Annotated in this window: 25 protein-coding genes; 6 read left to right on the forward strand and 19 right to left on the reverse strand. The window is 70.6% G+C overall.

Features of this window, described 5'->3' with window-relative positions; genetic code table 11:
• The 4 genes from ABCR83_RS11040 to ABCR83_RS11055 all read right to left on the reverse strand — a co-directional run bounded on the left by ABCR83_RS11040 (window position 1) and on the right by ABCR83_RS11055 (window position 3,513).
• Window positions 1-699: a phosphonatase-like hydrolase gene (locus ABCR83_RS11040; protein ID WP_462694803.1), complete on the reverse strand. Its 699-nt coding sequence runs from the start codon at window positions 697-699 to the stop codon at window positions 1-3.
• Between the two features lie 5 nt (window positions 700-704).
• Entirely contained in the window at window positions 705-1,826 is a 1,122-nt protein-coding gene (locus ABCR83_RS11045) for a TIGR03364 family FAD-dependent oxidoreductase (RefSeq protein ID WP_462694720.1), read from the reverse strand.
• 131 nt (window positions 1,827-1,957) lie between these two features.
• Entirely contained in the window at window positions 1,958-2,731 is a 774-nt protein-coding gene (locus ABCR83_RS11050; RefSeq protein WP_462694721.1) for a GntR family transcriptional regulator, read from the reverse strand.
• A gap of 26 nt (window positions 2,732-2,757) precedes the next feature.
• Window positions 2,758-3,513 (reverse strand): hypothetical protein, encoded by a 756-nt coding sequence (locus ABCR83_RS11055; protein ID WP_462694723.1) that lies wholly within the window; start codon window positions 3,511-3,513, stop codon window positions 2,758-2,760.
• Window positions 3,514-3,691: 178 nt separating this feature from the next.
• Here ABCR83_RS11055 and ABCR83_RS11060 point away from each other — a divergent pair, with 178 nt between their 5' ends.
• Window positions 3,692-4,780 (forward strand): Gfo/Idh/MocA family oxidoreductase, encoded by a 1,089-nt coding sequence (locus ABCR83_RS11060; RefSeq protein ID WP_462694724.1) that lies wholly within the window; start codon window positions 3,692-3,694, stop codon window positions 4,778-4,780.
• A gap of 46 nt (window positions 4,781-4,826) precedes the next feature.
• Here ABCR83_RS11060 and ABCR83_RS11065 read toward each other — a convergent pair whose 3' ends face one another.
• From ABCR83_RS11065 to ABCR83_RS11075, 3 genes are all read right to left on the reverse strand, one after another.
• Window positions 4,827-5,138: a hypothetical protein gene (locus ABCR83_RS11065; protein WP_462694725.1), complete on the reverse strand. Its 312-nt coding sequence runs from the start codon at window positions 5,136-5,138 to the stop codon at window positions 4,827-4,829.
• A 93-nt stretch (window positions 5,139-5,231) separates the two neighbouring features.
• Window positions 5,232-5,504 carry a DUF6255 family natural product biosynthesis protein gene (locus tag ABCR83_RS11070; protein ID WP_462694726.1) on the reverse strand — a complete coding sequence of 91 codons (273 nt, stop codon included), beginning with the start codon at window positions 5,502-5,504 and terminating at the stop codon, window positions 5,232-5,234.
• Window positions 5,504-5,833: a hypothetical protein gene (locus ABCR83_RS11075; protein ID WP_462694727.1), complete on the reverse strand. Its 330-nt coding sequence runs from the start codon at window positions 5,831-5,833 to the stop codon at window positions 5,504-5,506. The genes ABCR83_RS11070 and ABCR83_RS11075 overlap by 1 nt, the downstream gene beginning before the upstream one ends.
• A 236-nt stretch (window positions 5,834-6,069) precedes the next feature.
• On the opposite strand from ABCR83_RS11075, the gene ABCR83_RS11080 reads away from it, so the two are divergent.
• The 3 genes from ABCR83_RS11080 (at window position 6,070) to ABCR83_RS11090 (ending at window position 8,199) form a co-directional block, all read left to right on the forward strand.
• The gene (locus tag ABCR83_RS11080) at window positions 6,070-6,936 is read left to right on the forward strand and encodes a helix-turn-helix domain-containing protein (RefSeq protein ID WP_462694728.1); all 867 of its coding nucleotides are present in this window, start codon (window positions 6,070-6,072) and stop codon (window positions 6,934-6,936) included.
• Complete coding sequence (locus tag ABCR83_RS11085) at window positions 6,854-7,171, forward strand: DUF397 domain-containing protein (RefSeq protein ID WP_462694729.1); 318 nt, start codon at window positions 6,854-6,856, stop codon at window positions 7,169-7,171. Before ABCR83_RS11080 ends, ABCR83_RS11085 begins: the two co-directional genes overlap by 83 nt.
• A gap of 263 nt (window positions 7,172-7,434) precedes the next feature.
• The gene (locus tag ABCR83_RS11090; protein WP_462694730.1) at window positions 7,435-8,199 is read left to right on the forward strand and encodes a class I SAM-dependent methyltransferase; all 765 of its coding nucleotides are present in this window, start codon (window positions 7,435-7,437) and stop codon (window positions 8,197-8,199) included.
• Between the two features lie 118 nt (window positions 8,200-8,317).
• On the opposite strand, the gene ABCR83_RS11095 is transcribed toward ABCR83_RS11090, so the two are convergent.
• Entirely contained in the window at window positions 8,318-9,493 is a 1,176-nt protein-coding gene (locus tag ABCR83_RS11095; protein WP_462694731.1) for an FAD-dependent monooxygenase, read from the reverse strand.
• A gap of 99 nt (window positions 9,494-9,592) precedes the next feature.
• Between ABCR83_RS11095 and ABCR83_RS11100 the strand changes: the two genes are divergently transcribed.
• Window positions 9,593-10,213 carry a PadR family transcriptional regulator gene (locus ABCR83_RS11100; RefSeq protein ID WP_462694732.1) on the forward strand — a complete coding sequence of 207 codons (621 nt, stop codon included), beginning with the start codon at window positions 9,593-9,595 and terminating at the stop codon, window positions 10,211-10,213.
• A gap of 569 nt (window positions 10,214-10,782) precedes the next feature.
• On the opposite strand, the gene ABCR83_RS11105 is transcribed toward ABCR83_RS11100, so the two are convergent.
• The 7 genes from ABCR83_RS11105 to ABCR83_RS11135 all read right to left on the reverse strand — a co-directional run bounded on the left by ABCR83_RS11105 (window position 10,783) and on the right by ABCR83_RS11135 (window position 16,745).
• Window positions 10,783-11,160: a hypothetical protein gene (locus ABCR83_RS11105; protein WP_462694733.1), complete on the reverse strand. Its 378-nt coding sequence runs from the start codon at window positions 11,158-11,160 to the stop codon at window positions 10,783-10,785.
• Window positions 11,161-11,386: 226 nt separating this feature from the next.
• Window positions 11,387-12,244: a fumarylacetoacetate hydrolase family protein gene (locus ABCR83_RS11110; RefSeq protein ID WP_462694804.1), complete on the reverse strand. Its 858-nt coding sequence runs from the start codon at window positions 12,242-12,244 to the stop codon at window positions 11,387-11,389.
• Window positions 12,245-12,407: 163 nt separating this feature from the next.
• Window positions 12,408-13,172 (reverse strand): YidC/Oxa1 family membrane protein insertase, encoded by a 765-nt coding sequence (locus ABCR83_RS11115; protein ID WP_462694734.1) that lies wholly within the window; start codon window positions 13,170-13,172, stop codon window positions 12,408-12,410.
• A gap of 85 nt (window positions 13,173-13,257) precedes the next feature.
• Window positions 13,258-13,563 carry a DUF6412 domain-containing protein gene (locus ABCR83_RS11120; protein ID WP_462694735.1) on the reverse strand — a complete coding sequence of 102 codons (306 nt, stop codon included), beginning with the start codon at window positions 13,561-13,563 and terminating at the stop codon, window positions 13,258-13,260.
• Window positions 13,564-13,643: 80 nt separating this feature from the next.
• Window positions 13,644-15,152, reverse strand: coding sequence for a sodium:solute symporter family protein (locus ABCR83_RS11125; protein WP_462694736.1), 1,509 nt, complete (start codon window positions 15,150-15,152; stop codon window positions 13,644-13,646).
• The gene (locus ABCR83_RS11130) at window positions 15,149-15,349 is read right to left on the reverse strand and encodes a DUF3311 domain-containing protein (protein ID WP_462694737.1); all 201 of its coding nucleotides are present in this window, start codon (window positions 15,347-15,349) and stop codon (window positions 15,149-15,151) included. Before ABCR83_RS11130 ends, ABCR83_RS11125 begins: the two co-directional genes overlap by 4 nt.
• Window positions 15,350-15,422: 73 nt before the next feature.
• Window positions 15,423-16,745, reverse strand: coding sequence for a DUF445 domain-containing protein (locus ABCR83_RS11135; RefSeq protein ID WP_462694738.1), 1,323 nt, complete (start codon window positions 16,743-16,745; stop codon window positions 15,423-15,425).
• A 268-nt stretch (window positions 16,746-17,013) separates the two neighbouring features.
• On the opposite strand from ABCR83_RS11135, the gene ABCR83_RS11140 reads away from it, so the two are divergent.
• The gene (locus ABCR83_RS11140; protein WP_462694739.1) at window positions 17,014-18,327 is read left to right on the forward strand and encodes an SGNH/GDSL hydrolase family protein; all 1,314 of its coding nucleotides are present in this window, start codon (window positions 17,014-17,016) and stop codon (window positions 18,325-18,327) included.
• 36 nt (window positions 18,328-18,363) lie between these two features.
• On the opposite strand, the gene ABCR83_RS11145 is transcribed toward ABCR83_RS11140, so the two are convergent.
• Genes ABCR83_RS11145 through ABCR83_RS11160 form a run of 4 tightly spaced genes read right to left on the reverse strand, consistent with a single transcriptional unit; the run spans window position 18,364 to window position 21,642 of the window.
• Entirely contained in the window at window positions 18,364-19,038 is a 675-nt protein-coding gene (locus ABCR83_RS11145) for a DUF1707 SHOCT-like domain-containing protein (RefSeq protein WP_462694740.1), read from the reverse strand.
• A 21-nt stretch (window positions 19,039-19,059) separates the two neighbouring features.
• On the reverse strand, window positions 19,060-20,031 hold the full coding sequence (locus tag ABCR83_RS11150; protein WP_462694741.1) for an ABC transporter ATP-binding protein: 972 nt from the start codon (window positions 20,029-20,031) through the stop codon (window positions 19,060-19,062).
• A 2-nt stretch (window positions 20,032-20,033) separates the two neighbouring features.
• Window positions 20,034-20,801 (reverse strand): ABC transporter permease, encoded by a 768-nt coding sequence (locus tag ABCR83_RS11155; RefSeq protein WP_462694805.1) that lies wholly within the window; start codon window positions 20,799-20,801, stop codon window positions 20,034-20,036.
• Between the two features lie 40 nt (window positions 20,802-20,841).
• Entirely contained in the window at window positions 20,842-21,642 is an 801-nt protein-coding gene (locus tag ABCR83_RS11160) for an ABC transporter permease (protein WP_462694742.1), read from the reverse strand.
• Between the last annotated feature and the right edge of the window lie 278 nt (window positions 21,643-21,920).

Consider the following 21,920-nt stretch of genomic DNA (forward strand, 5'->3'; position numbering starts at 1 on the left):
TCACGAGCCCGCCTCGTACTCCGCGATGGCGTCCGGGAGTTGGGCGATCGAGGGCAGCACCCGGGTGGCACCCGCCGCGCGCAGTGCGTCCGCGTCATGCGCCCCGGTGAGCACACCGGCGACCACCGCCGCGCCCGCGCGACGGCCGCTGAGCATGTCGTACGAGGTGTCGCCGGTGACCGCGATCTGTGCCACCGAGTCGGCGGCCTTGGTGCGCAGCAGTGCCGTGAGCACCAGGTCGGGGTACGGCCGGCCGCGTCCGCCCGCGTCGGCCGGGCAGAGGGTCAGCTCGGCCAGCCCCTGCCAGCCGAGCGCGGAGAGGATCGCGTCCTGGGTGACCCGGGCGAAGCCCGTGGTCAGGACGACCGTCCGGCCTTCCGCCCGCAGCCTCTCGATCGCCTCCCGGGCGCCGGGCACGGGCGCGCAGTGGCCCGCGTCCACCAACCGCCCGTAGGCGGCCTCGAATTCGGCGTTGGCGAGCCGGGCCCGTTGTTCGTCGCCGAAGAGGTGGCGGAAGACGGAGATCTTCGATTCGCCCATGGTGGCGCGGACGTAGGCGAGCTGCTCGGCGTGTGCGGCCGAGCCCGGTGCCACGCCGAGTCTGCGCGCCGCCGCCTCGAAGGCCCGCTCGACCAGGCCGTCGTCGGCGACGGTGGTACCGGCCATGTCCAGCACCACCAGCGTGATCTTCTCGGTCAACTCACTCACCAGCCCAGGGTGTTCGCGGTGGTCTCGGCGATCGCCGGGGAGCAGGTCATGCCGCGCCCGCCGGGCCCGGTCACCAGCCAGACCCCGTCGCGCACCTGCTGCCGGTGCACCACCCGGGTGGTGTCCGCGCACTGCGCGTACACCCCGGCCCAGCGGCGCCGGATGCCGGGCAGCGGGCGGCCGAGGAGGGATTCGGCGACGGTCGTCAGGTGCCGGTAGGGGTCCTCGTCGACATCGAAGGCGAAGGGCGTCTCATATTCATGGGTGTCGCCGATGGTCAGCGAGCCGTCGGCGCGCTGGACCAGCAGGAGCTGCATCTTGTGCCCGGCGGCCACCGGCGGCTGGGCCTGGGCGGCGGCCAGCGCGGCCAGCGCTTCGCCGCCGTAGGCGGGGTAGTAGCGGAAGCTGTCGGCGTCGGCCACCGAGGTGGTCAGCCGCTCATCCAGCGGGGCGGTCTGCATCATCTGCAGGCGCACCCGGCGCACCGGCAGGCCGGGGACCAGCTCCTTGACCAGGCCGCCCAGCCAGGCGCCGGTGCACAGCACGACCGCGTCGCCGGTGTGCGTCTCGCCGTGGTCGTCCCGGACCGCGCGCTCACCGGTCACCTCGCGGACCTCCCGGCCGCCGAGGAAGGTGTAGCGGCCGGACTTCAGCAGCTCGGCGCGGAGCGCGCGCTGGGCGGTGCGCGGCTCGACGGTGGCGTCCCGCTCGCACCACAGGGCGCCGAGCAGCTCGCCGCGCAGGGCGGGGTTGCGAGCGCGCGTCTCGTCGGGGTCGAGCAGCGCAAAGCCACGGGCGGAGGCATCGGGGCGGGCCACGGCGGCCCGGGCGACGGCCAGTTCGGCCTCATTGGTGACGACCGTCAGCGAACCGTTGGGCCGGAAGCCGAGGCCGGGCACCTCGCCGCCGATCTCCTCCCATAGCTCGCGCGCCCGCAGGGCGGTGTCCAGCTCCTCACCGGCGGCCCGTCCGCCGACCCAGACCAGGCCGAAGTTGCGGACCGAGGCGCCCCTGGCCTCGGCCTCGCGCTCGATGTGCACGACCTCGTGGCCGCGTTGTACTGCCTGGCGGGCGTGCATGGTTCCCATGACCCCGGCTCCGACGACTATGACTCGCATGTCCCGAACGCTCGCCGGGGCGGGTGACATGGATCAGTCGCCATGACGACGCACCGGTGAACTGAGCGTCAAACCTGGCCTAGACCCGTTACCTCTCCGTGACCAAAACCCCCTCCCCTCAACCCGGCACATCACCCTGAATCGCCCAGGTGAGCGGTAAACGAAAAGCGATCCCCCCGGTACAGCGACCGCACCCGCTCCAGTGGCCGCCCGTCCGCGTCCCGCGACACCCGGTGGATCAGCAACATCGGCAACGCGGGCGGCGTCCCGATGAGCAGTGCCTCGCGCGGCGTGGCCAGCACCGTCTCCAGGCGCTCGTCCGCATCGCCGAAAACGATGCCGAGCCGCTCGCGCAGATAGCCGTAGAAGGACGAGTCCGGTTCGAAGTCGCTGTCCAGCCGGGGCACCCGGGCCACCGCGACATAGGTGCTCTCCAGGCCGACCCGCTCGTCGTCCGCGAGCAGCACCCGCTCCAAGTGCCAGACGGGCGCGCCCCGTTCGACGCCCAGGTCCGGCGCGAGGGCCTCGGGGCAGGCGAAGCGCTCCAGCCCGATGAGGGTCCGGCCGGGGCGGCGGCCCTGGCGGCGCACCCCCTCGGTGTAGCTGGCCAGGGACAGCGGCTGCTCCAGCTTGGGCCCGGCGACGACCGTACCGCGCCCCATCCGCCGCAGCCGCCCCTCCAGCAGCAGCTCGCGCAGGGCCTGCCGTACGGTCTCCCGCGACACCTCGAAGCGCACGGCCAGTTCGCGCTCGGTGGGCAGCAGACCCCCCTCGCCCAACTCGTCGATCAGCCCGGCCACTTCCGTCTTGACCGCGTAGTACTTGGGGATCCGGCCGTGCTCCGGGATGCCCGCGCGGATGGGTGCGCCGGGGGCCGTCCGGCCTGTGCAGTGCGTGTAGTCCACGCCGCGATCTTCGCACCGCGGGGAGCTCAGCGGCGCAGCCGCCGGGCCACCAGCGCCAGCACTGCCCCACTCGCGACCAGTACGCATCCGGCGACCCCGACCCCGAACACGGCGCGGGAGTTGCCCGTGTCGGCGAGTACGGGCTGCTGCTCGTCCCCCTCGCCGCCCGGCGGGCTCTCACCGGGGCGGGGGGTGAGGCCGGGCTGCGGGGGGTCGGTGTGGTGGCCGACCGTGAAGGTGTAGTCATCGCTCTCCCCCACCCAGGCGCCATCGCCGCCGCGCCGCTGCACCGCCGTGACACTGGCGGTCACCGCCCCCTCGGGGGCCCGGTCGGTGAAGCCCAGCCGCAGCGGCACGACGACCGTCCGGTGGGCGGGGACCGTAAAGCCGGGGAAGTCGGGCGAACGGCCGTCCAGGACACCGACGTTCTCCGCCTCATCGGTCCGCTCGAAGTGGACGGGCCGCCAGCGGGCGGCGCCCGGGTCGTAGAAGTCCAGGTGGATCTGGCCCGGTTGGAGCGCCCGGCCCTGATCCGCGAGGACCACCACGGGGTGCACGGCCCGGCAGCCGGCCTGGGTGCCATTGCGCAGTTCCAGCCGCCAGGTCTGCGCGGTGGCACCACGCTCATAGCTGTCGGGGCCACCGGTCAGCCGGGAGCCGATCGGGAACTCGGAGCCGCCCGGCTCGCCACAGCGCGGCCGGTCGCCCGCGGCGGCGGGGACGGACGGCACCGCGGCGACGAGGATGCCGACGAGTGCGCCGGTCAGGGCTGGGCGAAGCATCGCGGGACCTTCCGGGTGGGGACTCCCCTTCGCCGGGAACATCCCCGGTGGACGGTACGACGGGGCCGAAAGACACCCGGGTGGCCGTCACCTGCCGCCCGATCTACTGACCCCGGCGTGGGCCGGAAGGCGGAGTGCCCCGGGCGCCCCGCTCCACCCGTGTGCGAGAGTGACCGGCATGGACGGCACCACCCGCACCCCCCTCCGCGTCGGCCTCATCGGCTATGGCACCGCAGGCTCCTTCTTCCACGCCCCGCTGATCGCCGCCGCCGAGGACCTCACCCTCGACACGGTGGTCACCGCCAACCCCGAGCGCCGGCGCCAGGCCCTCGCCGAGCACCCGCAGGCCCGCACCGCCGACAGCGCGGACCAGCTCTTCGCCCGCGCCGGGGAGCTCGACCTGATCGTCATCGCCTCCCCCAACCGCACCCATGTCCCGCTGGCCCGGCAGGCCCTGGAGAGCGGGCTGCCGGTCGTCGTCGACAAGCCGCTGGCCGCGACCGCCACCGAGGCCGAACAGCTGGCCGCACTGGCCGGGGAACGCGGCCTGCTGCTGAGCGCCTTCCAGAACCGCCGCTGGGACTCCGACTTCCTGACCCTGCGGAAGCTCCTCGCCGACGGCACCCTGGGCTGCGTCCTGCGTTTCGAGTCGCGCTTCGAGCGCTGGCGGCCCAACCCCAAGGGCGGCTGGCGCGAGTCCGGCGACCCGGCGGAGCTGGGCGGCCTGCTCTACGACCTCGGCAGCCACCTGGTGGACCAGGCCCTCACCCTCTTCGGCCCGGCGGTCTCCGTCTACACCGAGGCCGATGTGCGCCGCCCCGGTGCCGAGGCCGACGACGACACCTTCATCGCCCTCACCCACGCCAGTGGCGTCCGCTCCCACCTGTGGATGAGCGCCACCACCGCCCAACTCGGGCCGCGCTTCCGGGTGCTGGGCAGCGAGAGCGGCTATGTGAAGTACGGCCTGGATCCCCAGGAGGCCGCCCTGCGCGAAGGTCTGCGGCCGGGCGACGAGGGGCGTACGGCCTGGGGCGCGGAGCCCGAGTCCGCCTGGGGCCGCCTGGGCGCGGGCGAGTCACCCCTGACGGGCGGCGGCGAACCGGTGCCGTCCCTCCCCGGCGACTACCCGGCCTACTACCCGGCGATCGCCCGGGCCCTGCGCACCGGCGGCGCACCCCCGGTGACCGCCGTGGAGGCCGCGGCGGCGCTGCGGGTCCTGGAGGCCGCACGGGCCTCGGCGGTGGAGGGACGCACGGTGCGGCTGTGAGGCGGCGGATTCCCGGCCCCGGCCCCGGTCACGGTCACGGCCCCGGTCACGGCCGTGAGCCGACCCCCGGCTCCGCCAGCAGGTCGTCGAACACCTCGCACCTGATCTCGGGGAACCCCTCCGCGACCGCCTCGCGCATCATGGCCAGGGCCTCGGGATCGGCCCCCTGGCACCGCTCCCGCGCCTCCGCGTCGGGCCAGCGCGCATAGGCCAGCCAGGTGCCGTCGTCGACCCGGTGCAGCCTCGATCCATAGCTGCCACAGCGGTCATGGATCGAGGCTGTCATCCGATGCCAGCCCTCCGCGAAGAGCTGCTCTTTGCCCTCGTGCAAGCGCCACCGATAGATCACAGCGAACATGCGTTCACCCTAGCCGCTACACCATCGCCACCGGCCGGGTGCCCCTGCCCTCCGAGCATGGACATGGGCATGGCATCGTCGATGCATCCGGTGTCAGACGGCCAGCCACAGCGCCGAGTCGTTCAGCCCCCAGCGACTGAGATGGCGGACGGTACGCGCGATCACGGTGGCGGCGGCCCGGTCGGCGCGGACGGCATCCTCATCCGACGGCCGAGTGGCGGAAGGCAGTCCGGGCGGGCGGAGCGCGCCGTACCCGGTGAAGCGGCGGGTGCCGCAGGCTTTGCATCGCTCCTCGCCATTGCCGGAGGTCCAGCCGTGCTGGTGTGGGCAGTTGGCGTCGGTCACGAGTCGGCCCGTGGTGCGCATCAGTTCCCCCTCGGTGCGGAGTGCGCCACGATCCAGTGCGTGTGCGCCGCGGCTTTGGCGTTGCCGTACGCGGTTCCGTCCTCGCTCGCGGATGCGGTCCGCTTCGCCGCTTCCAGCTGGGCGCACTCGGCACAGCCGGTCTGGTAGGGGCGGAGGCCCGCCGCATCGCGCTCCTCGCGGGTGGCGAGGCGCAGGGCGGTGGCGGGGACCTCCCACTCCAAGCCGCCGGTGAGTCGGCGCACTTGGACGCGATCGCCGGTCACGCCGGCCACTTGCACGAGCCGGTTCTCGCGTACGTCGACGACGTAGGTGCCGGTCCTGTACGTCACCTTTCGCATACCTCCCTCACGCACGCCTTGCCTCAACAGGCAGGCATGCCACTCCCCTTGTTGCGCAGACGCCAAAGTCGCGCCCCGCCTTCAGTGAGCCAAGTCTGAGGCAGATCTCAAACCCAAAGACTCCAAATTGGAAACCGTCACCCTTCTGAGTGTCTTTTGCAGCGGCAGTTGGCCAGCCCCCATACACATGCACCAGGCTTGGGCGACTGCCAGCAGGAGGGGACGGCATGGGACATCCAGCACGCCGCACAGCGCGCCGCCGGAGGTTGGGGACCGCGCTCAAGGAGGCCAGGGAGGCTGCAGGAGTCACCGCCCTTGAGGCAGCGCAGGCGATCCACACCGACAACACAAAGATCAGCCGGATCGAGACCGGCCGTCATCGGGTGTCCCGCCTGGAGCTGGAGACGCTGTTCACGCTCTACAAGGTCAAGGACGAAAAGCTCCGTGAATGGCTGATCGCCCTGGCTGCGGAGGGAAACAAACGGAGTTGGTGGCGGCAACATAGCGAGAAAATCCCGCCCGACCTCAAGGAGTTGCTCACGCTGGAGTCCGATGCGGCGCGCATCACGGCATTTCAGTCACAGGTCGTTCCCGGTCTTCTTCAGACCCGGGACTATGCCACTGCGCTCATCGGCCATGACTCCGCGCGGCTGTCAGCTGAACGGATCCAGTTCTACGTCGATCTTCGCATGCAGCGTCAGGACATCTTTCAACGAGAGAACCCGCCTCATTACTTGGCCATCATCCAAGAAGGCGCGCTCCGCCAACAGATCGGTGGTCCCAAAGTACTGGCGGACCAACTCCACCACCTGATCTCCCTGAGCCGACCGCCCGAAATGACCATCCAGGTCGTCCCCTTCTCCCAGGGGGTATTCGCAGACACCGGCGGCTCCTTCGTCCTCTTCTCCTACCCTGACCCTCTGGATTTGGACGTTGCACAAGTCGAGTATCTCGACGGTGCCCTGTACCTGGAGGAGGATGAGGTCGTTGAGAAGTTCCGAAGGGCGACCGATGCACTACGGGCTCAAGCACTGTCGTCCAAGCAATCCATCCAACTACTCACATCGATCGCACGGGAACTCGCACAAGAGTGAGGTATGTACCGTGATACGCCATAACCTCCCGAAACGCACGTGGCACAAGTCCTCTTACAGCCCCGGCGGGAACACAGCTGGAGATTGTCTCGAGACCCAGCCAACTCCCGACAACCTCATAGCCATAGGCGACAGCAAAGCCCGCGCCCGAGGCGCGTTCGTCTTCACCCCCGGCACCTGGACCGCCTTCCTCCGCGCCGTCCGGCACGACAAGTTCGGCGAGCCCCGTACCTGAGACCCACGGACTCAGGTACGGGGCTCGCGGCGACGACCCACCGTCCGGGACAAGGGCGGCCGAGCCCAACTCAGATGAGATGGCCGAACCGGACCCTGTGTCACTGGGGTTGAGGCAGTGCCGACTCAGAGGTCGCTCAGATATGCGTGCCCTCATGGGTGGCGGGTCGGCCGCTGCCGTACGTTGTTCCCGTCACCGGCCCGCCAGGTGCCACGACGGAAAACCGTGTGCGTTCGGGCGTACCGAGGCATAACGATATGGGTATGTCACGTCCCTTTGAAGAGCTTGTCGCCGAGGCCGAGTCTGTGTCCGTGGAGGGTTGGGATTTCTCCTGGCTGGATGGTCGGGCGACCGAGGAACGCCCGTCGTGGGGCTATCAGCAGGCAATGAGTCGGCGGCTGGCGGTGGTTTCGGCGGCGCTTGATATTCAGACCGGTGGTGGTGAGGTCCTGGCCGGGGCGGAGAAGCTGCCTCCCACGATGGCCGCGACGGAGTCCTGGCCACCGAACGTGGCCAAGGCGACCAGGCTGCTGCACCCGCGCGGGGTGGTCGTTGTCGCCGACCCGGACGAGCCTCCGCTGCCATTCGCCGATGAGGCGTTCGACCTGGTGACCAGCCGACATCCCGCGACGGTGTGGTGGTCGGAGATCGCCCGTGTACTGCGGCCCGGTGGGACGTACTTCGCCCAGCACGTCGGGCCCGCCAGCGTGTGGGAGCTGGTGGAGTACTTCCTGGGGCCCCAGCCCGAGGCGCGCAGGAAGCGGCACCCCGAGGACGAGAGCGCGGCGGCGAAGGCCGCCGGCCTGGAGATCGCCAACATGCGCACGGAACGGCTGCGGATGGAGTTCTTCGACGTCGGCGCCGTGATCTACTTCCTCCGCAAGGTGATCTGGACGGTGCCCGGCTTCACCGTCGAGCAGTACCGCAGCCGCCTGTGCGAGCTGCACGAGAAGATCGAGGCCGAGGGACCGTTCATCGCCCATTCCTCCAGGACCCTCATCGAGGCCCGCAGGCCCGAGCGCGCGTAGGAGCTCGTGAAGACAGACGTGCCCTCGTGGGCGGCGGTTCGGCCGACTGTCCCAGCAGTGGGCGTCGACGACAGCGGTGCGGCGGCCGGTCCCCCACACCGCCTGTCTGCACGAGCTCTCAATCGCGGTCGGCGACAACGGTCTCGTCCCAGTCGATGTGGTGACGGTGAACGGGCGCGAACATCTGCTCAGGGGTGGGCATGGCGGGCTTGTCGCCGGCCTGACCGGCCTTGGCCTTGTTCTTGGCGGCGGCCCCGGCACCGATCATCTCCACCCGCGCCCTGCGCAGCTGCTCATAGGTCGCGAACGCGGCACCGGGGGTGGGCAAGTCGCGCAGACAGCGGGCCAGTTCAATGGCGCTCTCGATGGCCAGCGAGGCGCCTTGCCCGGAGCTGGAGGACGGGGCATGGGCCGAGTCGCCGACCAGGACCATGCGTCCCCGGTGCCAGCGCGGCACCGAGGGCATGCGCTCCATCGGGCCGGTGGCCATCAGCTCGCGGGGGTCGGAATGGGCCAGCAGGGCCTCGCCGGGCACATGGCCGGCATACCGGTCGCGCAGCTCCGCCAGCCAGTCAGCAGCAGGGATCTGGCTCACCTCGGCATGGCTGAGCGGCTCGGTGCGGGGAAGGCTGGCGAACCAGCAGATGCGGTCGTCGGGCAGCCGCCAGTAGCCGATGAAAGTGCGGCCGAAGGCGAAGTACATGACGCCCGGCTCGGCCGACACCCCACTGCCGACCGCATAGCCGCCGAAGCTGAGGACACCGCCGTACTCGGGGCCCGGCGCATCGGGGTCGATGAGGGTACGGACGGTGGAACGGATGCCGTCGGCGCCTATCAGCACATCGGCGGTGGCCGTGGTGCCGTCGTCGAAGGTGGCGGTGACACCGCCGGGAGTCTCGTCAACGGCCATCAGCCGCTTGCCGTACTCGATCCGCACACCGCCCGCCACCGCATGGTCGGCCAGCGCCCGGAACAGATCCGCCCGGGCCAGCCCCAGGGTGGCGGGCAGGCCGGGAAATCCACCGAACTCGGCAAGCCGGTTGCTGCCGCCGTCGGCCATCACCACACCCGGGACCGGCTGGCCGACGGCCTCGACGGCCTTGTCCGCCCCGATGATCCGCAGCGCGTCCAGACCGTTGGGCGCCAGGCTCAGCATCGACCCGACACCATCGGCGGCTGCCTGGTGCGACTCATAGACGGTCGCCTGGATGCCCGCCTTGGCCAGCGCCAATGCCGTCACCGGCCCGGTGATGCCGCCGCCGATGATCAGTGCCGTGCTCACCTTGCTGCTCATGCCCGCTCCTCAATCTCCGTGCCCTGATTCCGACCCCCGAATAGTTGCACCGAAACTAGTCTCAAGTCAACTAGTTCTTTCGTGGCTAGTATCAAGGCCATGAGCACCCACCTACGCAGCTCCCCCCTCGCCCTGACCGTGCTGGCTCTACTGCACCACAAGCCGCTGCACCCCTACGGTGTGCAGCGGCTGATCAAGCAGTGGGGCAAGGACCAGGTCGTCAATGTGAGCCAGCGCGCCAGCCTCTACCGCACCATCGAGCGCCTGCACGCCGAGGGCCTGATCACGGTCCGCGAAACCGGGCGCGATCTCGCCTACCCCGAGCGGACCGTGTACGAGCTCACCGACGCCGGACGCGAAGTCGCCCGCGAATGGCTGGACCAGATGCTGGCCGCACCCAAACAGGAGTACCCCCAGTTCCCGGCAGCCCTGTCACACCTGCTGATGTTCACGCCACAGGAAGCACTGCGGGCACTGGAGAGGCGGGCAAACGCACTGACCCGGACCCGCGCCGACCTGGAGGCCGGCTTGGCCGCCCAATCCGGCGAACTCCAACTCCCCAGGGTCTCCGCCCTGGAGACCGAATACCTGCTCGCCGTCACGGCAACCGAGGAACACTGGGTGCGCTCGGTCATCGACGACCTGCGCTCCGGCCAACTCACCTGGCCGGCACCGGAATCGGATGCAGACCCAAAAACCCTCCCCCCGCCAGCCAGTTGAGGGAAGTTTTTCGATACCCCGAGCCCGGGGCGGCCCCGAGACCCCAAGCCACCAAGCCCGCAAGGCCATTGATGCCGTGACCCGGCAACCGGTCTTGCTCCGGGCCCCCCTCGCCCGTAGCTGCCGCCTTGCGCCGGAGGCGCGAAACGCGCCCGCCGGCCGCACAAGCACCATGCCGCCCCACCCGGCAAGGGCCCTGGCCATATCCCTGAACCGCAACCAACTACACCTTGCGGGCCAGCAGATATGCCTGCCGCCCCTGGTGCGACCGCTCCCGCTCGTCCGGCTCGCGGGTGAGCCGGGCGTCCACGGCCAGCCCGGCCAGGGCCAACTGCTCGGCGACAAGGCCAGGGGACCGGCGTCGGGCGCCGCCCGCACCAGTTCGGCGAATGCGGCAAGCATGGCCCTGTCCAGTGGCTTGACCGCCGGCTCATCGCGGAGGAGCTTCTCGTAGTCGACGGCGAAGGTGTCGTACGCCGCCCGAGTGGCACGCAGGTGGGTCGGTTCGGTCACGGACAGGACAGTAGCCCTTGCCGGGAACCGGGAACCGGGAACCGGGAACCGGACCCTCACACCTCCACCGTCCGCGTCCGGTAGAGGACTGCCAGCGCGATCCCCGACCCCACCGCGACCAGCACCGCCCCCACCGCCATGTCCCTGCTCATCGGGGGTCCGGCGCGGGCCGGTTCATGGCCGTCTCCGGAGACCGGGGCGACGGTGATCGGTCGGTGGGCGCGGGCGGGGCCGTCCGGCAGGCCGTCGGGCGAGCCGTCCGAAAAGGGCGCCGTGGATACACCGCTGCCCGCCCGCCCGTCGTCCGCGACGGGCCTCGCTCCGGCGGGCGACGCGAACGGCCGCATGGTGAACAGGCAGAACAGCAGGGCACCGCCCAGGGCCGTGGCCGCGACGGCGGCCGTCGCGGCGACGACCACCCGGCCGATCGCCATCACCCTGCCCTTGGGACGGGGCCCGCGATGTCGCCCCCGTCGCCCCTGCCGTCTGTGCCGCATATCCGACAATAGGCATACAAATATCGATCCTTGGGGTCAGCACACGCGCCCATTCACCCAAACGCAGGCGCTGAAAATGTCGACGAGGCGGCAAAGCGTTAAAGCCGTATCGCGTGCCCTAGCCGCATCACGTGCCCCAGCCGTACCGTGCGCCTCACGCGCGCTACGCGTCCTTCAGCTGCTGCCGCTGGCGTCCGAGCCCGTCGATCTCGATCTCGACGACATCCCCGGCCCGCAGATACGGCTTGGGGTCCGGCCGTCCCAGAGCCACACCCGCCGGGGTGCCGGTGTTGATCACGTCGCCGGGGTGGAGGGTCATGAACCGGCTGATGTAGCGCACCACATGGGCGACCGGGAAGATCTGGTCGGCCGTGCTGCCGTCCTGCATCAGGCGGCCGTTGACCCAGGTGCGCACGCGCAGGGCCTGGGGGTCCGGGATCTCGTCGGGGGTCACCAGCCAGGGACCGAGGGGGTTGAAGGTCTCGCAGTTCTTGCCCTTGTCCCACTGGCCGCCGTGCTCCAGCTGGAAGGCGCGCTCGGAGACGTCGTTCGCCACCGCATACCCGGCCACCGCCGCCAGCGCCTCCTCGTCCGTCCGCAGGCGACGGGCGGTGCGGCCGATGACGACGGCCAGCTCGGCCTCCCAGTCGGTCTTCAGGCTGCCGGGCGGCACCAGGACGGTGTCATCGGGGCCCACGACGGTGTCCGGCGCCTTGAGGAAGAGGACGGGTTCGGCGGGGGTCCGGGCACCGATCTCGGCCACATGACCGTGGTAGTTCAGGCCCACGCACACGATCTTGCCCAGCCGGGCGACCGGCGGGCCGATCCGCAGACCGGTGGGATCGAGAGCCGCCAGGACCCGGGCCCCAACGGCCGCCCGGACGTAGGCCAGGGCCGCCTCGTCGCCCAGCAGGGACCCGTCGATGTCGGTGACGATGGCCGACAGGTCGCGCAGGATCCCGTCCTCGTCGAGCAGCGCCGGGCGCTCCGCCCCCGCCGGGCCGACACGCAGCAGCTTCATCGGTATGGACTCCCGTGGCATCGGCGGATCGGTGAGCGTCGCGGTGCGCTCCGCAACCGATCGATCGTCCAAGATCCGGAGTGGTCCGGCAAGTGCCCTTTCGGACTTTGGACGCTGAGGGCTTTGCACGCGCAGGGCTTCGGACGCTCAGCACCTTGGACGCTCAGGACTCGCGCCGGGCAGCCGACTTGTCGAGCTTGTCGGGGTTCCGGTGCCCCACACCACCCGGGCGCTGGAGGTACGCACGTTCCACCGCCGACCACATCGTGGTCGTCACCACATAGAGCGCGGCCGCGAGCGGCACCACCACGACGGTTATCAGGGTGGCGAAGGAGAACAGTGGTGCGATCTTGGCCATCGCCCCCACCGCCCCCACCGCCCCCATCGCCGCCATCCCGGGCATGGGCTCGGCCGGGGCGGGCAGCTCGGCGGCCGCCTTGCGGGTGCGGGTGTAGTTCCAGGTGGCGACCACCGCGACGATCAGGAACAGGACCAGATAGACCGCCCAGTGGGCACTCGCCCAGCGGCCGCCGAGCGGGGCACCCAGCAGGGTGTGGTCCAGCAGGTCGCCCGCGCCGGAACCGGTGGAGAACAGGTGGTACATGACGTAGAAGACCGGCAGTTGGGCGAGCATCGGCAGGCAGCCCGCCAGCGGTGAGACGCCCGCCTCCGCATAGAGCTCGGTCATCGCGCGCTGCAGGCGCTCGGGGTTCTTGCCGTGCTTGCGCCGCAGCTCGGCCAGCCTGGGCGCCAGTTCGGCCTTCGCCCGCTCGCCCCGGGCGGCGGACCGGGCGAGCGGGTGGAGTGCGAGCCGTACGCACAGGGTGAACGCCACGATCGCGGCGGCCGTCGCCGAGGCGCCGAAGAGTGGGTGCAGGGCATCGGTCAGGTGGGAGAGAAGTGCGCCAAGGGGTGCGAAAAGGGACATGGTTGAGCCCTCCACGGGGTCTCGTCGTGCCGGATGTCAAGCGGATGCATCGGCGTGACGAGCCACGCAGGCCCGGTGCGGAGCGCTACGCGGCCGTCGGAAGGAGACGGCCGGGCGCTCGGGGCCGTCGACGGCCCCGGGCATCGGGATCGCGCTGGGCGAGGAAGGCCGTGCGCAGCTCCCGGTCCCTTATCGCGGTGCGTATTCGGGTGGGGGTGAGCGGGCCGCCGGAGCCGGCGGCCGCGACCACCACGGCGCACAGCAGCAGTGCGGCGGAGACGGTGGCGGTCGCGGCGATGGCGACCGCGCTCAGCAAGCCGCTCTGGAAGAGCAGCAGTTCGGAGAGCAGGAGCAGGAGCAGGCTCAGGTGTGTCCGGAAGACGACATTCATCGCGCGCCCCTCCCCTGGGTCCACGTACGACTCCACGTATCGTTCAAGCGATTGCTTCGATTCAAGCGATCGCCTCGATACTAAGCGGCACCACTGACAACGGGCTCCTCCGGGTGCGGATCCCTGGCCAATACCTCGGCGTCGGGCCGGGGGTCGGCCGTCTTCGGCCCCAGCCAGGACACCGCCAGCGCCACCACCAGATTGACGCCCAGCGCCAGGGCACCCGCATTCACCCCCCACAGCGGATCGTGGTCGGTGAAGACCAGCCAGCACACCAGCGCACCGCCGGTCACCAGCCCGCTCAGCGCACCCCAGAGCGTCAGCTTCCGCCACACCAGGCCCAGTAGGACCATGGGCACAAGCTGGGCCATGCCCTCATAGGAGATCAGTGACAGCCGCACCAGGGTATTGGGCGCCGCATAGGTCAGGATCAGGGCCAGCGTTCCGGCGGCCACCACCACCAGCTGGGCCGCGAGCCGCTGCCGCTCCGGGCGCCGGGCCAGCGCGGGCACCGCACCCAGCACGCTCCTGCCCCACATCGTCCCGATCACCAGCATGAAGACCGCCATCGGCACGATCGAGGACAGCGCCCCGGCCACCCCGATCACCCCGACCGCCCAGGCCGGCAGCGAGTCCACGACCAGCTTGAAGAGGGCCAGGTTCGACCCGGCCCCGGTCAGCCCCGGGACGACGAAGATCGCGGCCATGCCGAGCAGCATCGGTACGTACAACAGCACGTTGTAGAAGGGCAGCAGTATGGCGTTGCGCCGCAGGGCGTTGGCGCTGCGCGCGCCCAGATAGCCCGCCACGGTGGTCGGGAAGATGACCACGGTGAGGGAGTTGAGGAAGCTGGTGGTGACGAACCAGGTCCCGCCCAGTCCGCTGCCGCCGTGCCCGCTGAACGTCAGCCACTGCGGCTTCTCGGCCACCAGCCGGTCCAGGAAGGGGCCGTAGCCGTCGAAGTAGTGCAGGGGGACGTAGACCGCGAGGAAGCCGAGCGTGCCGATCACCAGGACGTCCTTGAGGACGGACACCCAGGCGCTGCCGCGCAGCCCGCTCACCACCACAAAGGCCGTGGTGACGGCGAAGGCGATGAAATAGGCCCAGTTGAGGCTGATGGCCCCATAGGAAATGGTGGAGACCACCACGCCCATGCCGGTGATCTGCAGCTGGATGTACGGCAACAGGCACACCGTCGCCAGGATCGCCACCAGGGCGCCGAGCCAGGGCCGGCCGTACCGGTGGGCGACCATGTCGGTGATGGAGACCAGGTCGTGTTCACGGGCGTACGACCAGAGGGTCGGGCCCACCAGGTAGCCGATGGCATAGCCGCAGGACAGATAGGCGACCACATAGAGGACCGGGGAGCCGTAGTGGTAACCCCAGCCCGCGGCGCCCAGATAGCTGAAGCTGGTGTAACCCTCACCGGCCATCAGCACCCAGATGAAGACCGTGCCCAGGCTGCGGCCGCCCACCGACCATTCGGCCAGCCCGCCGCCCCTGCCGTGACCGCGCACGGCGAACAGGCCCAGGGCGACGGTCAGCAGCATGAAGACGCCGAACACGGAGGTGGCGACGGTGGCGTTCATGCGCGGCCCCGCTTGCGGTCGGAACGCCAGAGGAGACAGACCGCGGCCGGGGTCAGCAGGGTGGCCAGCAGCAGCCAGAAGTACAGGAAGGGCAGGCCGAGCACGGTGGGGTGGACGCGGTCCACCAGGGGGAGCGCACCCAGGTAGAGCACATAGGGGGCCAGCAGCCAGAGCAGCGCGGGACGTTTCTTCAGCACGTGCCCGACCTTAGGGGGTGTCCGATGGGTCCGTGCGTGCCTCACTTTCCCAAGTTCGCTAACCGACAGACCGCTAAACGACCAGCTGCGAGGCCGTATAGATCAGCAGGCCCGCCAACGCGCCCACCACCGTGCCGTTGATCCGGATGAACTGCAGGTCACGGCCGATGTGGGCCTCCACCTTGCGAGAGGTCTGCTCGGCGTCCCAGCCCGCTACCGTCTCCGTGATCAGCGAGGTGATCTCGTCCCGATAGGTGGTCACCACATGGACGGCCGCGTCCTCCAGCCAGCCGTCGACCTTCGCCCGCAGCCGCTCGTCGGTGGTCATCCGCGCGCCGAGCGAGAGGATCGAGGCGCGGGCCCGCAGCCGCAGCTCGCTGCGCTCGTCCTCCGCCGCGGCCACCACCATCGCCCGTACCGAGCTCCAGGCCGAGGCGATCAGGTCCTGGACCTCGCTCCGGCCCAGCACCTCGGACTTCAGCCGCTCCACCCGTGCCCGGGTGTCCGGGTCGGACTGCAGGTCATGGGCGAAGTCGGCCAGGAAACGGTCGACCGCGCCCCGGGCCGGATGCTCCGGCATGTCCCGCATCTCCGTCACAAAGCGCAGCAGTTCCTTGTAGACGCGCTCGCCGACCTTCCGGTCCACAAAGCGCGGCGTCCACCCCGGTGCGCCGCCGGTGACCGCCTGCATCACCGAATCGCCGTGCACCACCAGCCAGTCATGGGCCCGCACGCACACCAGGTCCACCACCTTGCGGTGGCCGCCATCGGTGACGATCTTCTCCAGCATGGTGCCGATGCCCGGCGCGATCTCCTGGGCGTCGGCCCGCCGGGTGATGGCCTCGCCGACCACCGCCTGCACATCGGAGTCGCGCAGTACGGTCAGCGCCCCGCGCAGCGCGGTGGCCAGCTCGGCGGTGACCCGGTCCGCGTGTTCCGGTTCGGCGAGCCAGGCGCCCAGCCGGGAGCCGATGCCGACCGCGCGCAGCCGGCGGCGCACCACATCGCCGGAGAGGAAGTTCTCGCCGACGAACTCGCCCAGGCTCTGGCCCAGTTGGTCCTTCTTCGTCGGGATGATCGCGGTATGCGGAATGGGCAGTCCCATGGGGCGCTTGAAGAGCGCGGTGACCGCGAACCAGTCGGCCAGCGCGCCGACCATGCCCGCCTCGGCGGCGGCGGCCACAAAGCCCGTCCAGCCGCCCAGCCCGGCGGACTGCCCCCATTTGGCGAGGGCGTAGACCAGGGCGACCGCGAGCAGCAGGCCGGTGGCGAACGTCTTCATCCGGCGCACGCCGCGCCTGCGCTCCTCGTCCGCCGCGTTGTAGGTGAAACCGCCCGCCGCGGCGGGCATCACCTCTTCGGCGGCCGTCGGCTCGCCACTATTGGACTGTTTCATCCGCCTCACCCGTTCAGGCTGTCCTCACCTGCATTGTCCCTATCGGACGACTCCGGGAACGAGTGAGGAGTTCCCGGCGTCTGACAAGTCGGCCGACCGGCTCCATGACGGCCCCGGCCGCCGGGCCCGCCCCAGGACCCCGTGGGATCATGGAACGCCGATCGGCCCCAGGGGGTGTCACCCCCTTGCCCTCGGGGTGGCCTCCAGGTCCCCGATCGGCCGTCCCGCCTCCGGTTGCCCACGCTCCGCCGTCCCAGGAGACTCCGCGATGACCAGGCCTCCACAGTCCCGCGGCACCGCCTATGCCCTGCTCGCGGCACTGGCGGCCGTGGTGACGGTCGTCTCGACCGCGATATTCTTCGGCACCGCCGACCGCACCCGCCGCTCCGAGGCGGACGCGCACCGGGCCCGGAACACCGCCGTGCCGGTCACCGGTGACTGGGTCGGTTCCTGGGCCGCCGCCCCCGCCGCGGCGGAGCCGCGGGGGTTCGCCGGGTTCTCCATCCGCAATGTGGTGCACACCAGCGTCGGTGGCAGCGCCGCCCGCATCCAGTTCTCCAACCTCTACGGCACCCGGCCGCTGACCATCAGCCGTGCCTCGCTCGCCGTGGCCGCCGCCCGGGGCACGGCCGCGGCGGCCCCCGGCACCCTGCGCGGGCTGGCCTTCGGCGGGCGGCCCGTGGTGACCATCCCGGCCGGGCGGTCGACGGTCAGCGACCCGGTCCAGCTCGCCGTCGGCCCCGCCACGGACCTGCTGGTCAGCCTCTACTCGCCGACCCCCGCGGGCCCGGCGACCCTGCATCCGTACGCCCGCCAGACCTCCTACCTCGCGCGCGGCGAGCACACCGGCAACACGGACGGTGCCCCCTACACCCACCGGACCCCGTACTGGCGCTATGTGACCGCCGTCGACGTATGGAGCACCGAGGCACGCGGCTCCGTCGTCGCCCTCGGCGACTCCATCACCGATGGCGTCACCGCCACCCCGGGTGCCGACCACCGCTGGACCGACCGGCTCGCCGCCCGGCTGCGCGGCGAGCCGGACGCGCCCCGCTATGGCGTGCTCAACGAGGGCATCAGCGGCAACCGCGTGCTGCTGGGCAACCGGGGCAGGGCGCCGCAGAACAACCCCAGTGCGCTCGACCGCTTCGACCGGGATGTCCTCGACCGTACGGGCGTACGGGCGGTGGTCGTGGAGCTCGGCGTCAATGACATCCTGCGGCTGCCGCAGCAGCTGGACCCGCGTCGGATCACGGGCGGGCTGCGGCAGCTGGTGGAGCGGGCGCATGAGCGGGGGGTGCGGGTGGTGGGGGCGACTCTGATGCCCTTCGGCGGGCATCTGGGGGTGGTGCCGCGGCAGGAGCCGGTGCGGCTGGCGGTCAATGCCGAGATCCGGGCGGGTCAGGTCTTCGACGCGGTGGTGGATTTCGACCGGGCGCTGCGCGATCCGTCCAACCCGCAGCGGCTGCTGCCCGCCTATGACAGCGGGGACCATCTGCACCCCAACGACGCGGGGTACCGGTTGATGGCCCGGACGCTGGACCTGGAGGAACTCGGCGGGCAGGGGGCAGCCGCGCTGTAGCCGCGCGGATCAGGCAGTCGCGCGGATCGGGCCCGCTCACTCCAGCGGCTTGCGGCGCTCCTCGCGGGCGAGCCGCCGCTCTTCGCGCGCCTCCTCGCGCAGCTGCCTGCGTTCGTCGCGCCGCTGCTTGCGCTGGACGCCGACGCCGCCCCAGAAGGCGAAGCCGTCGATCCGCACCCGGGGCGAGCCCGCGGTGCCCGGGCCGCTGCCGGTGGTGTCGAACCCGCCCATCACACCGATGCCGTTGACCTGCACATCGAGGTCCGGCGGGGCGATGATCTCCACTCCGCCCATGATCGCGATGCAGCGGATGGTCACCTCGCGGTCCTCGAAGCGGGCGTCGCGCAGGTCGATCTGGCCGCCGCCCCAGAAGGCGAAGGCGGTGAGGCGGCGGGGCACCGTCCAGGTGCCATGCCGCTGGAAACCGCCCATGACACCGATGGCCACGGTGGAGTCCGCCGGGCCGCCGATCCGCCCGGACCAGTCGTTCTCCTCGCCGGCGGGCTTCGGCGCCGCGCTCGCGGTGGGTGCCGGAAGGTCGCGTACCAGCGGCTCCAGGTCGGCGTGGGTACGGGCCCGGTAGGCGGCGTCCAGGCGTTCGCCGAACTCCTCCATGTCCAGCCGCCCCTCGGCGACGGCCACGCGCAGCACCTCGGCGACGCGTTCGCGCTCCGCGTCGGAGGCCCGCATCTCAGGAAGTTCGCTTGTCATGGCCACCAGGGTAGTGGCCCTTCACTGCCCCGCACGATCCCCATACATATGGGCGATGACATCCTCGATATCCGGTTCCCGCACCGACAGATCCACCAGCGGATAGCGCTCGGCGACACAGGCCACGATCGGTGCCGCGCTCTGCGTGGCGGCGAACGCCAGCCACTGCCGCGGCCCTTCGACCTTGACCGTGCGCGCGCCGGGTACCCCCTCTATCGGCGGAAGTTCCCGCTCCAGATCCACCACCAGCATCCGCTCGCTCTCGCCCACCGCATGCAGCCCGCTCAGACCGCCGTCGTACACCAGCCGGCCGTGATCGATGACCATCACCCGCTTGCACAGCTGCTCGATGTCGGTCAGATCGTGGGTGGTCAGCAGCACGGTGGTGCCGCGCTCGGCATTGATGTCCCGCAGGAACTCCCGCACCTTGGCCTTGCTCACCACGTCCAGACCGATGGTCGGCTCGTCGAGGTAGAGCACCTCGGGGTCGTGCAGCAGGGCGGCCGCGATGTCCCCGCGCATCCGCTGGCCGAGCGAGAGCTGGCGGACCGGCACCTCCAACAGGGCGGCCAGGTCGAGGAGTTCCACACAGCGCTCGAGGTTCACCCGGTAACGGTCGTCAGGGATGCGGTACATGCGGCGCACCAGGTTGTAGGAATCGCGCAGCGGCAGGTCCCACCAGAGCGTGGTGCGCTGGCCGAAGACCACCCCGATCCGGTGCGCCAGTTTCGTCCGGTCCCGGGACGGGTCGATGCCCGCCACCCGCAGCCGGCCGCCGCTGGGCACCAGAATTCCGGTGAGCATCTTGATGGTGGTGGACTTTCCGGCGCCATTGGGTCCGATGTAGCCGACCATCTCGCCGCGCGGCACCCGGAAGCTGATCCCGTCCACGGCCCGCACCCGGTGCCGCTCGCGGCGCAGCAGGCCCGCCCTGCGGCGGACGTCGAACACCTTCTCCACGCCGTCGAGTTCGATGAATGCCTCGGTGTCCATGCTCAACTCCCCGTGCTCCGATAGCTCCTCAGCCCCGCCCGCCACGCCAGTCCCGCCACCATGAGCGTCACCACCGCGACCAGCGGCCCGCAGAAGGACACCCAGCCCGGCAGGTGCAGGGGGTCCTCCCGGCCCAACAGGCGCAGCGTCGGGATCCAGTTGACGAATGCCAGGGGGACGAGGAACGTCACCCCGCGCACCAGCTCCTTGGCGAAGACCGTCGGCGGATACTGCAGCATGGTGACACCGCCGTAGGTGAATGAGTTGGAGACCTCGGAGGCGTCTGCGGCCCAGAACTGGAAGGCCGCGCCCGCGATGAACACCGAGCAGAAGATGCCCGCCCCGCTGACCACCGTCAGCACCACGAACAGGGCCTTGGGCAGCGTCCAGTCGACGTCCACCCGGGCCATCCCCCAGCCCAGCACCACCGCGCCCTGGCCGACCCGGCCGAGACGGCGCAGCGCGAACCGGTCCGCGGCCACCTGGGCGAGCACCGGCACCGGGCGGACCAGCAGGGTGTCGAACGTACCGTCGCGCACCCGCTGCCCGATGCGGTCGGCGTTGCCGAGGAGGAGGTCGGCCAGGCCGAACGAGGTGCAGCCGGCGCCATAGAGCAGCGCGATCTCGGGCAGGGTGAAACCGCCCAGCGCGTCGATGCGCGAGAACATCAGCAGGATGGCGACGAAGTCCAGCCCGCTGATCAGGAAGTTGGCGACCGTCATCATCACGAAGGACGCCCGGTAGGCCATGGTCGCCCGCACCCACATCATGACGATCAGGCCGTAGCCCCGCAGTCCCTGGGCCCACCGCTCAACCACCCTGGACCACCACCTTCCCAGTGGCCCAGGACTGCACCAACCGCCCCATCCCCAACAGCACTACCATCCAACCCACTTGGAACGCCAGCACCCCGGCCAGCCCGGCGCCGGTGTGCCTGCCGAGCAGCACATCGACCGGCACCTGGAGCACCGATGCCCAGGGCAACAGCCGGGCCACCACCCCGAATCCGCCCGGGAAGACGGTCAACGGCAGCAGCATCCCGGAGAAGAACATGGACAGCACATGACTGGCCATGTTGACACCCGTCCCGTCCAGCAGCCAGAAGGCGCACAGCGCCACCAGATAACGCAGCGCGAACCCCACCGCAAAGCCCAGCAGCACCGACAGCAGGAAAGCCAGCCACCTCAAGGGATCGGTGGGCAGCGCCAGTTCGAAGAACAGCGCACCGACGGCCAGCGGCACCACCCCCCGGCCCAGCAGCTGGAACCCCGCCCGCCCCAGATCGGCGGCCAGCCACCACAGCTGGAGATCGACCGGCCGGTAGAGGTCGATCGCGATGTCACCGTTGCGGATGCGCTCCTGGACCTCCTCCTGGAAGCCACCGCCCAGGAAGGCCATCACCGCCAGCAGCCCCTGGCTGACCCAGACGAAGGTCAGCGCCTGCGCCTGGTCGTAACCGCCCAGCCGCGGACGCTCGTCCCACAGGGCGGCAAAGGTGTAGGCCAGGATGAATCCGAAGACCGTATTGGTGAAGACACCGGCGGCGGTGGCGAGCCGATAGGTCGCATGCCGCCTAAAGCCGCTCACCGCGACGGCGGCGTACAGCCGCATCCCGTGCCCCTCCTCATCGTTGAACGTTTTTAGTCCGCCGACTGGTCGGGCCGAACCGAAGCGCAGGAGCATAGCCGTACGTGTCAGCCATCGGCCACGGAATTTTCACCCCGTGGAGTGAGGAGCCTGACCCGAACGGTCCCTCCGGGCCGGCAAAGGTGCGCTACGCCCCATCAGCCGGAACCCATGGTGCGACAGTGTTTCGCGGGGCGTACGGCACAGCTTCGGAAGCCTGACACGACACCGCCCAGCCGTGGCCGAGCCCCCGGCGGCGGCCG

It is taken from the genome of Streptomyces xingningensis (assembly GCF_054957865.1).

What these genes read in the sequence shown, in the direction of transcription:
- ABCR83_RS11045 (WP_462694720.1), bottom strand. Translation starts at nt 1,826, where the DNA reads ATGCGAGTCATAGTCGTCGGAGCCGGGGTCATGGGAACCATGCACGCC.
- ABCR83_RS11055 (WP_462694723.1), bottom strand. Translation starts at nt 3,513, where the DNA reads ATGCTTCGCCCAGCCCTGACCGGCGCACTCGTCGGCATCCTCGTCGCC.
- ABCR83_RS11060 (WP_462694724.1), top strand. Translation starts at nt 3,692, where the DNA reads ATGGACGGCACCACCCGCACCCCCCTCCGCGTCGGCCTCATCGGCTAT.
- ABCR83_RS11065 (WP_462694725.1), bottom strand. Translation starts at nt 5,138, where the DNA reads ATGTTCGCTGTGATCTATCGGTGGCGCTTGCACGAGGGCAAAGAGCAG.
- ABCR83_RS11070 (WP_462694726.1), bottom strand. Translation starts at nt 5,504, where the DNA reads ATGCGCACCACGGGCCGACTCGTGACCGACGCCAACTGCCCACACCAG.
- ABCR83_RS11080 (WP_462694728.1), top strand. Translation starts at nt 6,070, where the DNA reads ATGGGACATCCAGCACGCCGCACAGCGCGCCGCCGGAGGTTGGGGACC.
- ABCR83_RS11085 (WP_462694729.1), top strand. Translation starts at nt 6,854, where the DNA reads ATGCACTACGGGCTCAAGCACTGTCGTCCAAGCAATCCATCCAACTAC.
- ABCR83_RS11090 (WP_462694730.1), top strand. Translation starts at nt 7,435, where the DNA reads ATGTCACGTCCCTTTGAAGAGCTTGTCGCCGAGGCCGAGTCTGTGTCC.
- ABCR83_RS11095 (WP_462694731.1), bottom strand. Translation starts at nt 9,493, where the DNA reads ATGAGCAGCAAGGTGAGCACGGCACTGATCATCGGCGGCGGCATCACC.
- ABCR83_RS11100 (WP_462694732.1), top strand. Translation starts at nt 9,593, where the DNA reads ATGAGCACCCACCTACGCAGCTCCCCCCTCGCCCTGACCGTGCTGGCT.
- ABCR83_RS11105 (WP_462694733.1), bottom strand. Translation starts at nt 11,160, where the DNA reads ATGGCGATCGGCCGGGTGGTCGTCGCCGCGACGGCCGCCGTCGCGGCC.
- ABCR83_RS11110 (WP_462694804.1), bottom strand. Translation starts at nt 12,244, where the DNA reads ATGAAGCTGCTGCGTGTCGGCCCGGCGGGGGCGGAGCGCCCGGCGCTG.
- ABCR83_RS11115 (WP_462694734.1), bottom strand. Translation starts at nt 13,172, where the DNA reads ATGTCCCTTTTCGCACCCCTTGGCGCACTTCTCTCCCACCTGACCGAT.
- ABCR83_RS11120 (WP_462694735.1), bottom strand. Translation starts at nt 13,563, where the DNA reads ATGAATGTCGTCTTCCGGACACACCTGAGCCTGCTCCTGCTCCTGCTC.
- ABCR83_RS11125 (WP_462694736.1), bottom strand. Translation starts at nt 15,152, where the DNA reads ATGAACGCCACCGTCGCCACCTCCGTGTTCGGCGTCTTCATGCTGCTG.
- ABCR83_RS11135 (WP_462694738.1), bottom strand. Translation starts at nt 16,745, where the DNA reads ATGAAACAGTCCAATAGTGGCGAGCCGACGGCCGCCGAAGAGGTGATG.
- ABCR83_RS11140 (WP_462694739.1), top strand. Translation starts at nt 17,014, where the DNA reads ATGACCAGGCCTCCACAGTCCCGCGGCACCGCCTATGCCCTGCTCGCG.
- ABCR83_RS11145 (WP_462694740.1), bottom strand. Translation starts at nt 19,038, where the DNA reads ATGACAAGCGAACTTCCTGAGATGCGGGCCTCCGACGCGGAGCGCGAA.
- ABCR83_RS11150 (WP_462694741.1), bottom strand. Translation starts at nt 20,031, where the DNA reads ATGGACACCGAGGCATTCATCGAACTCGACGGCGTGGAGAAGGTGTTC.
- ABCR83_RS11155 (WP_462694805.1), bottom strand. Translation starts at nt 20,801, where the DNA reads ATGATGTGGGTGCGGGCGACCATGGCCTACCGGGCGTCCTTCGTGATG.
- ABCR83_RS11160 (WP_462694742.1), bottom strand. Translation starts at nt 21,642, where the DNA reads ATGCGGCTGTACGCCGCCGTCGCGGTGAGCGGCTTTAGGCGGCATGCG.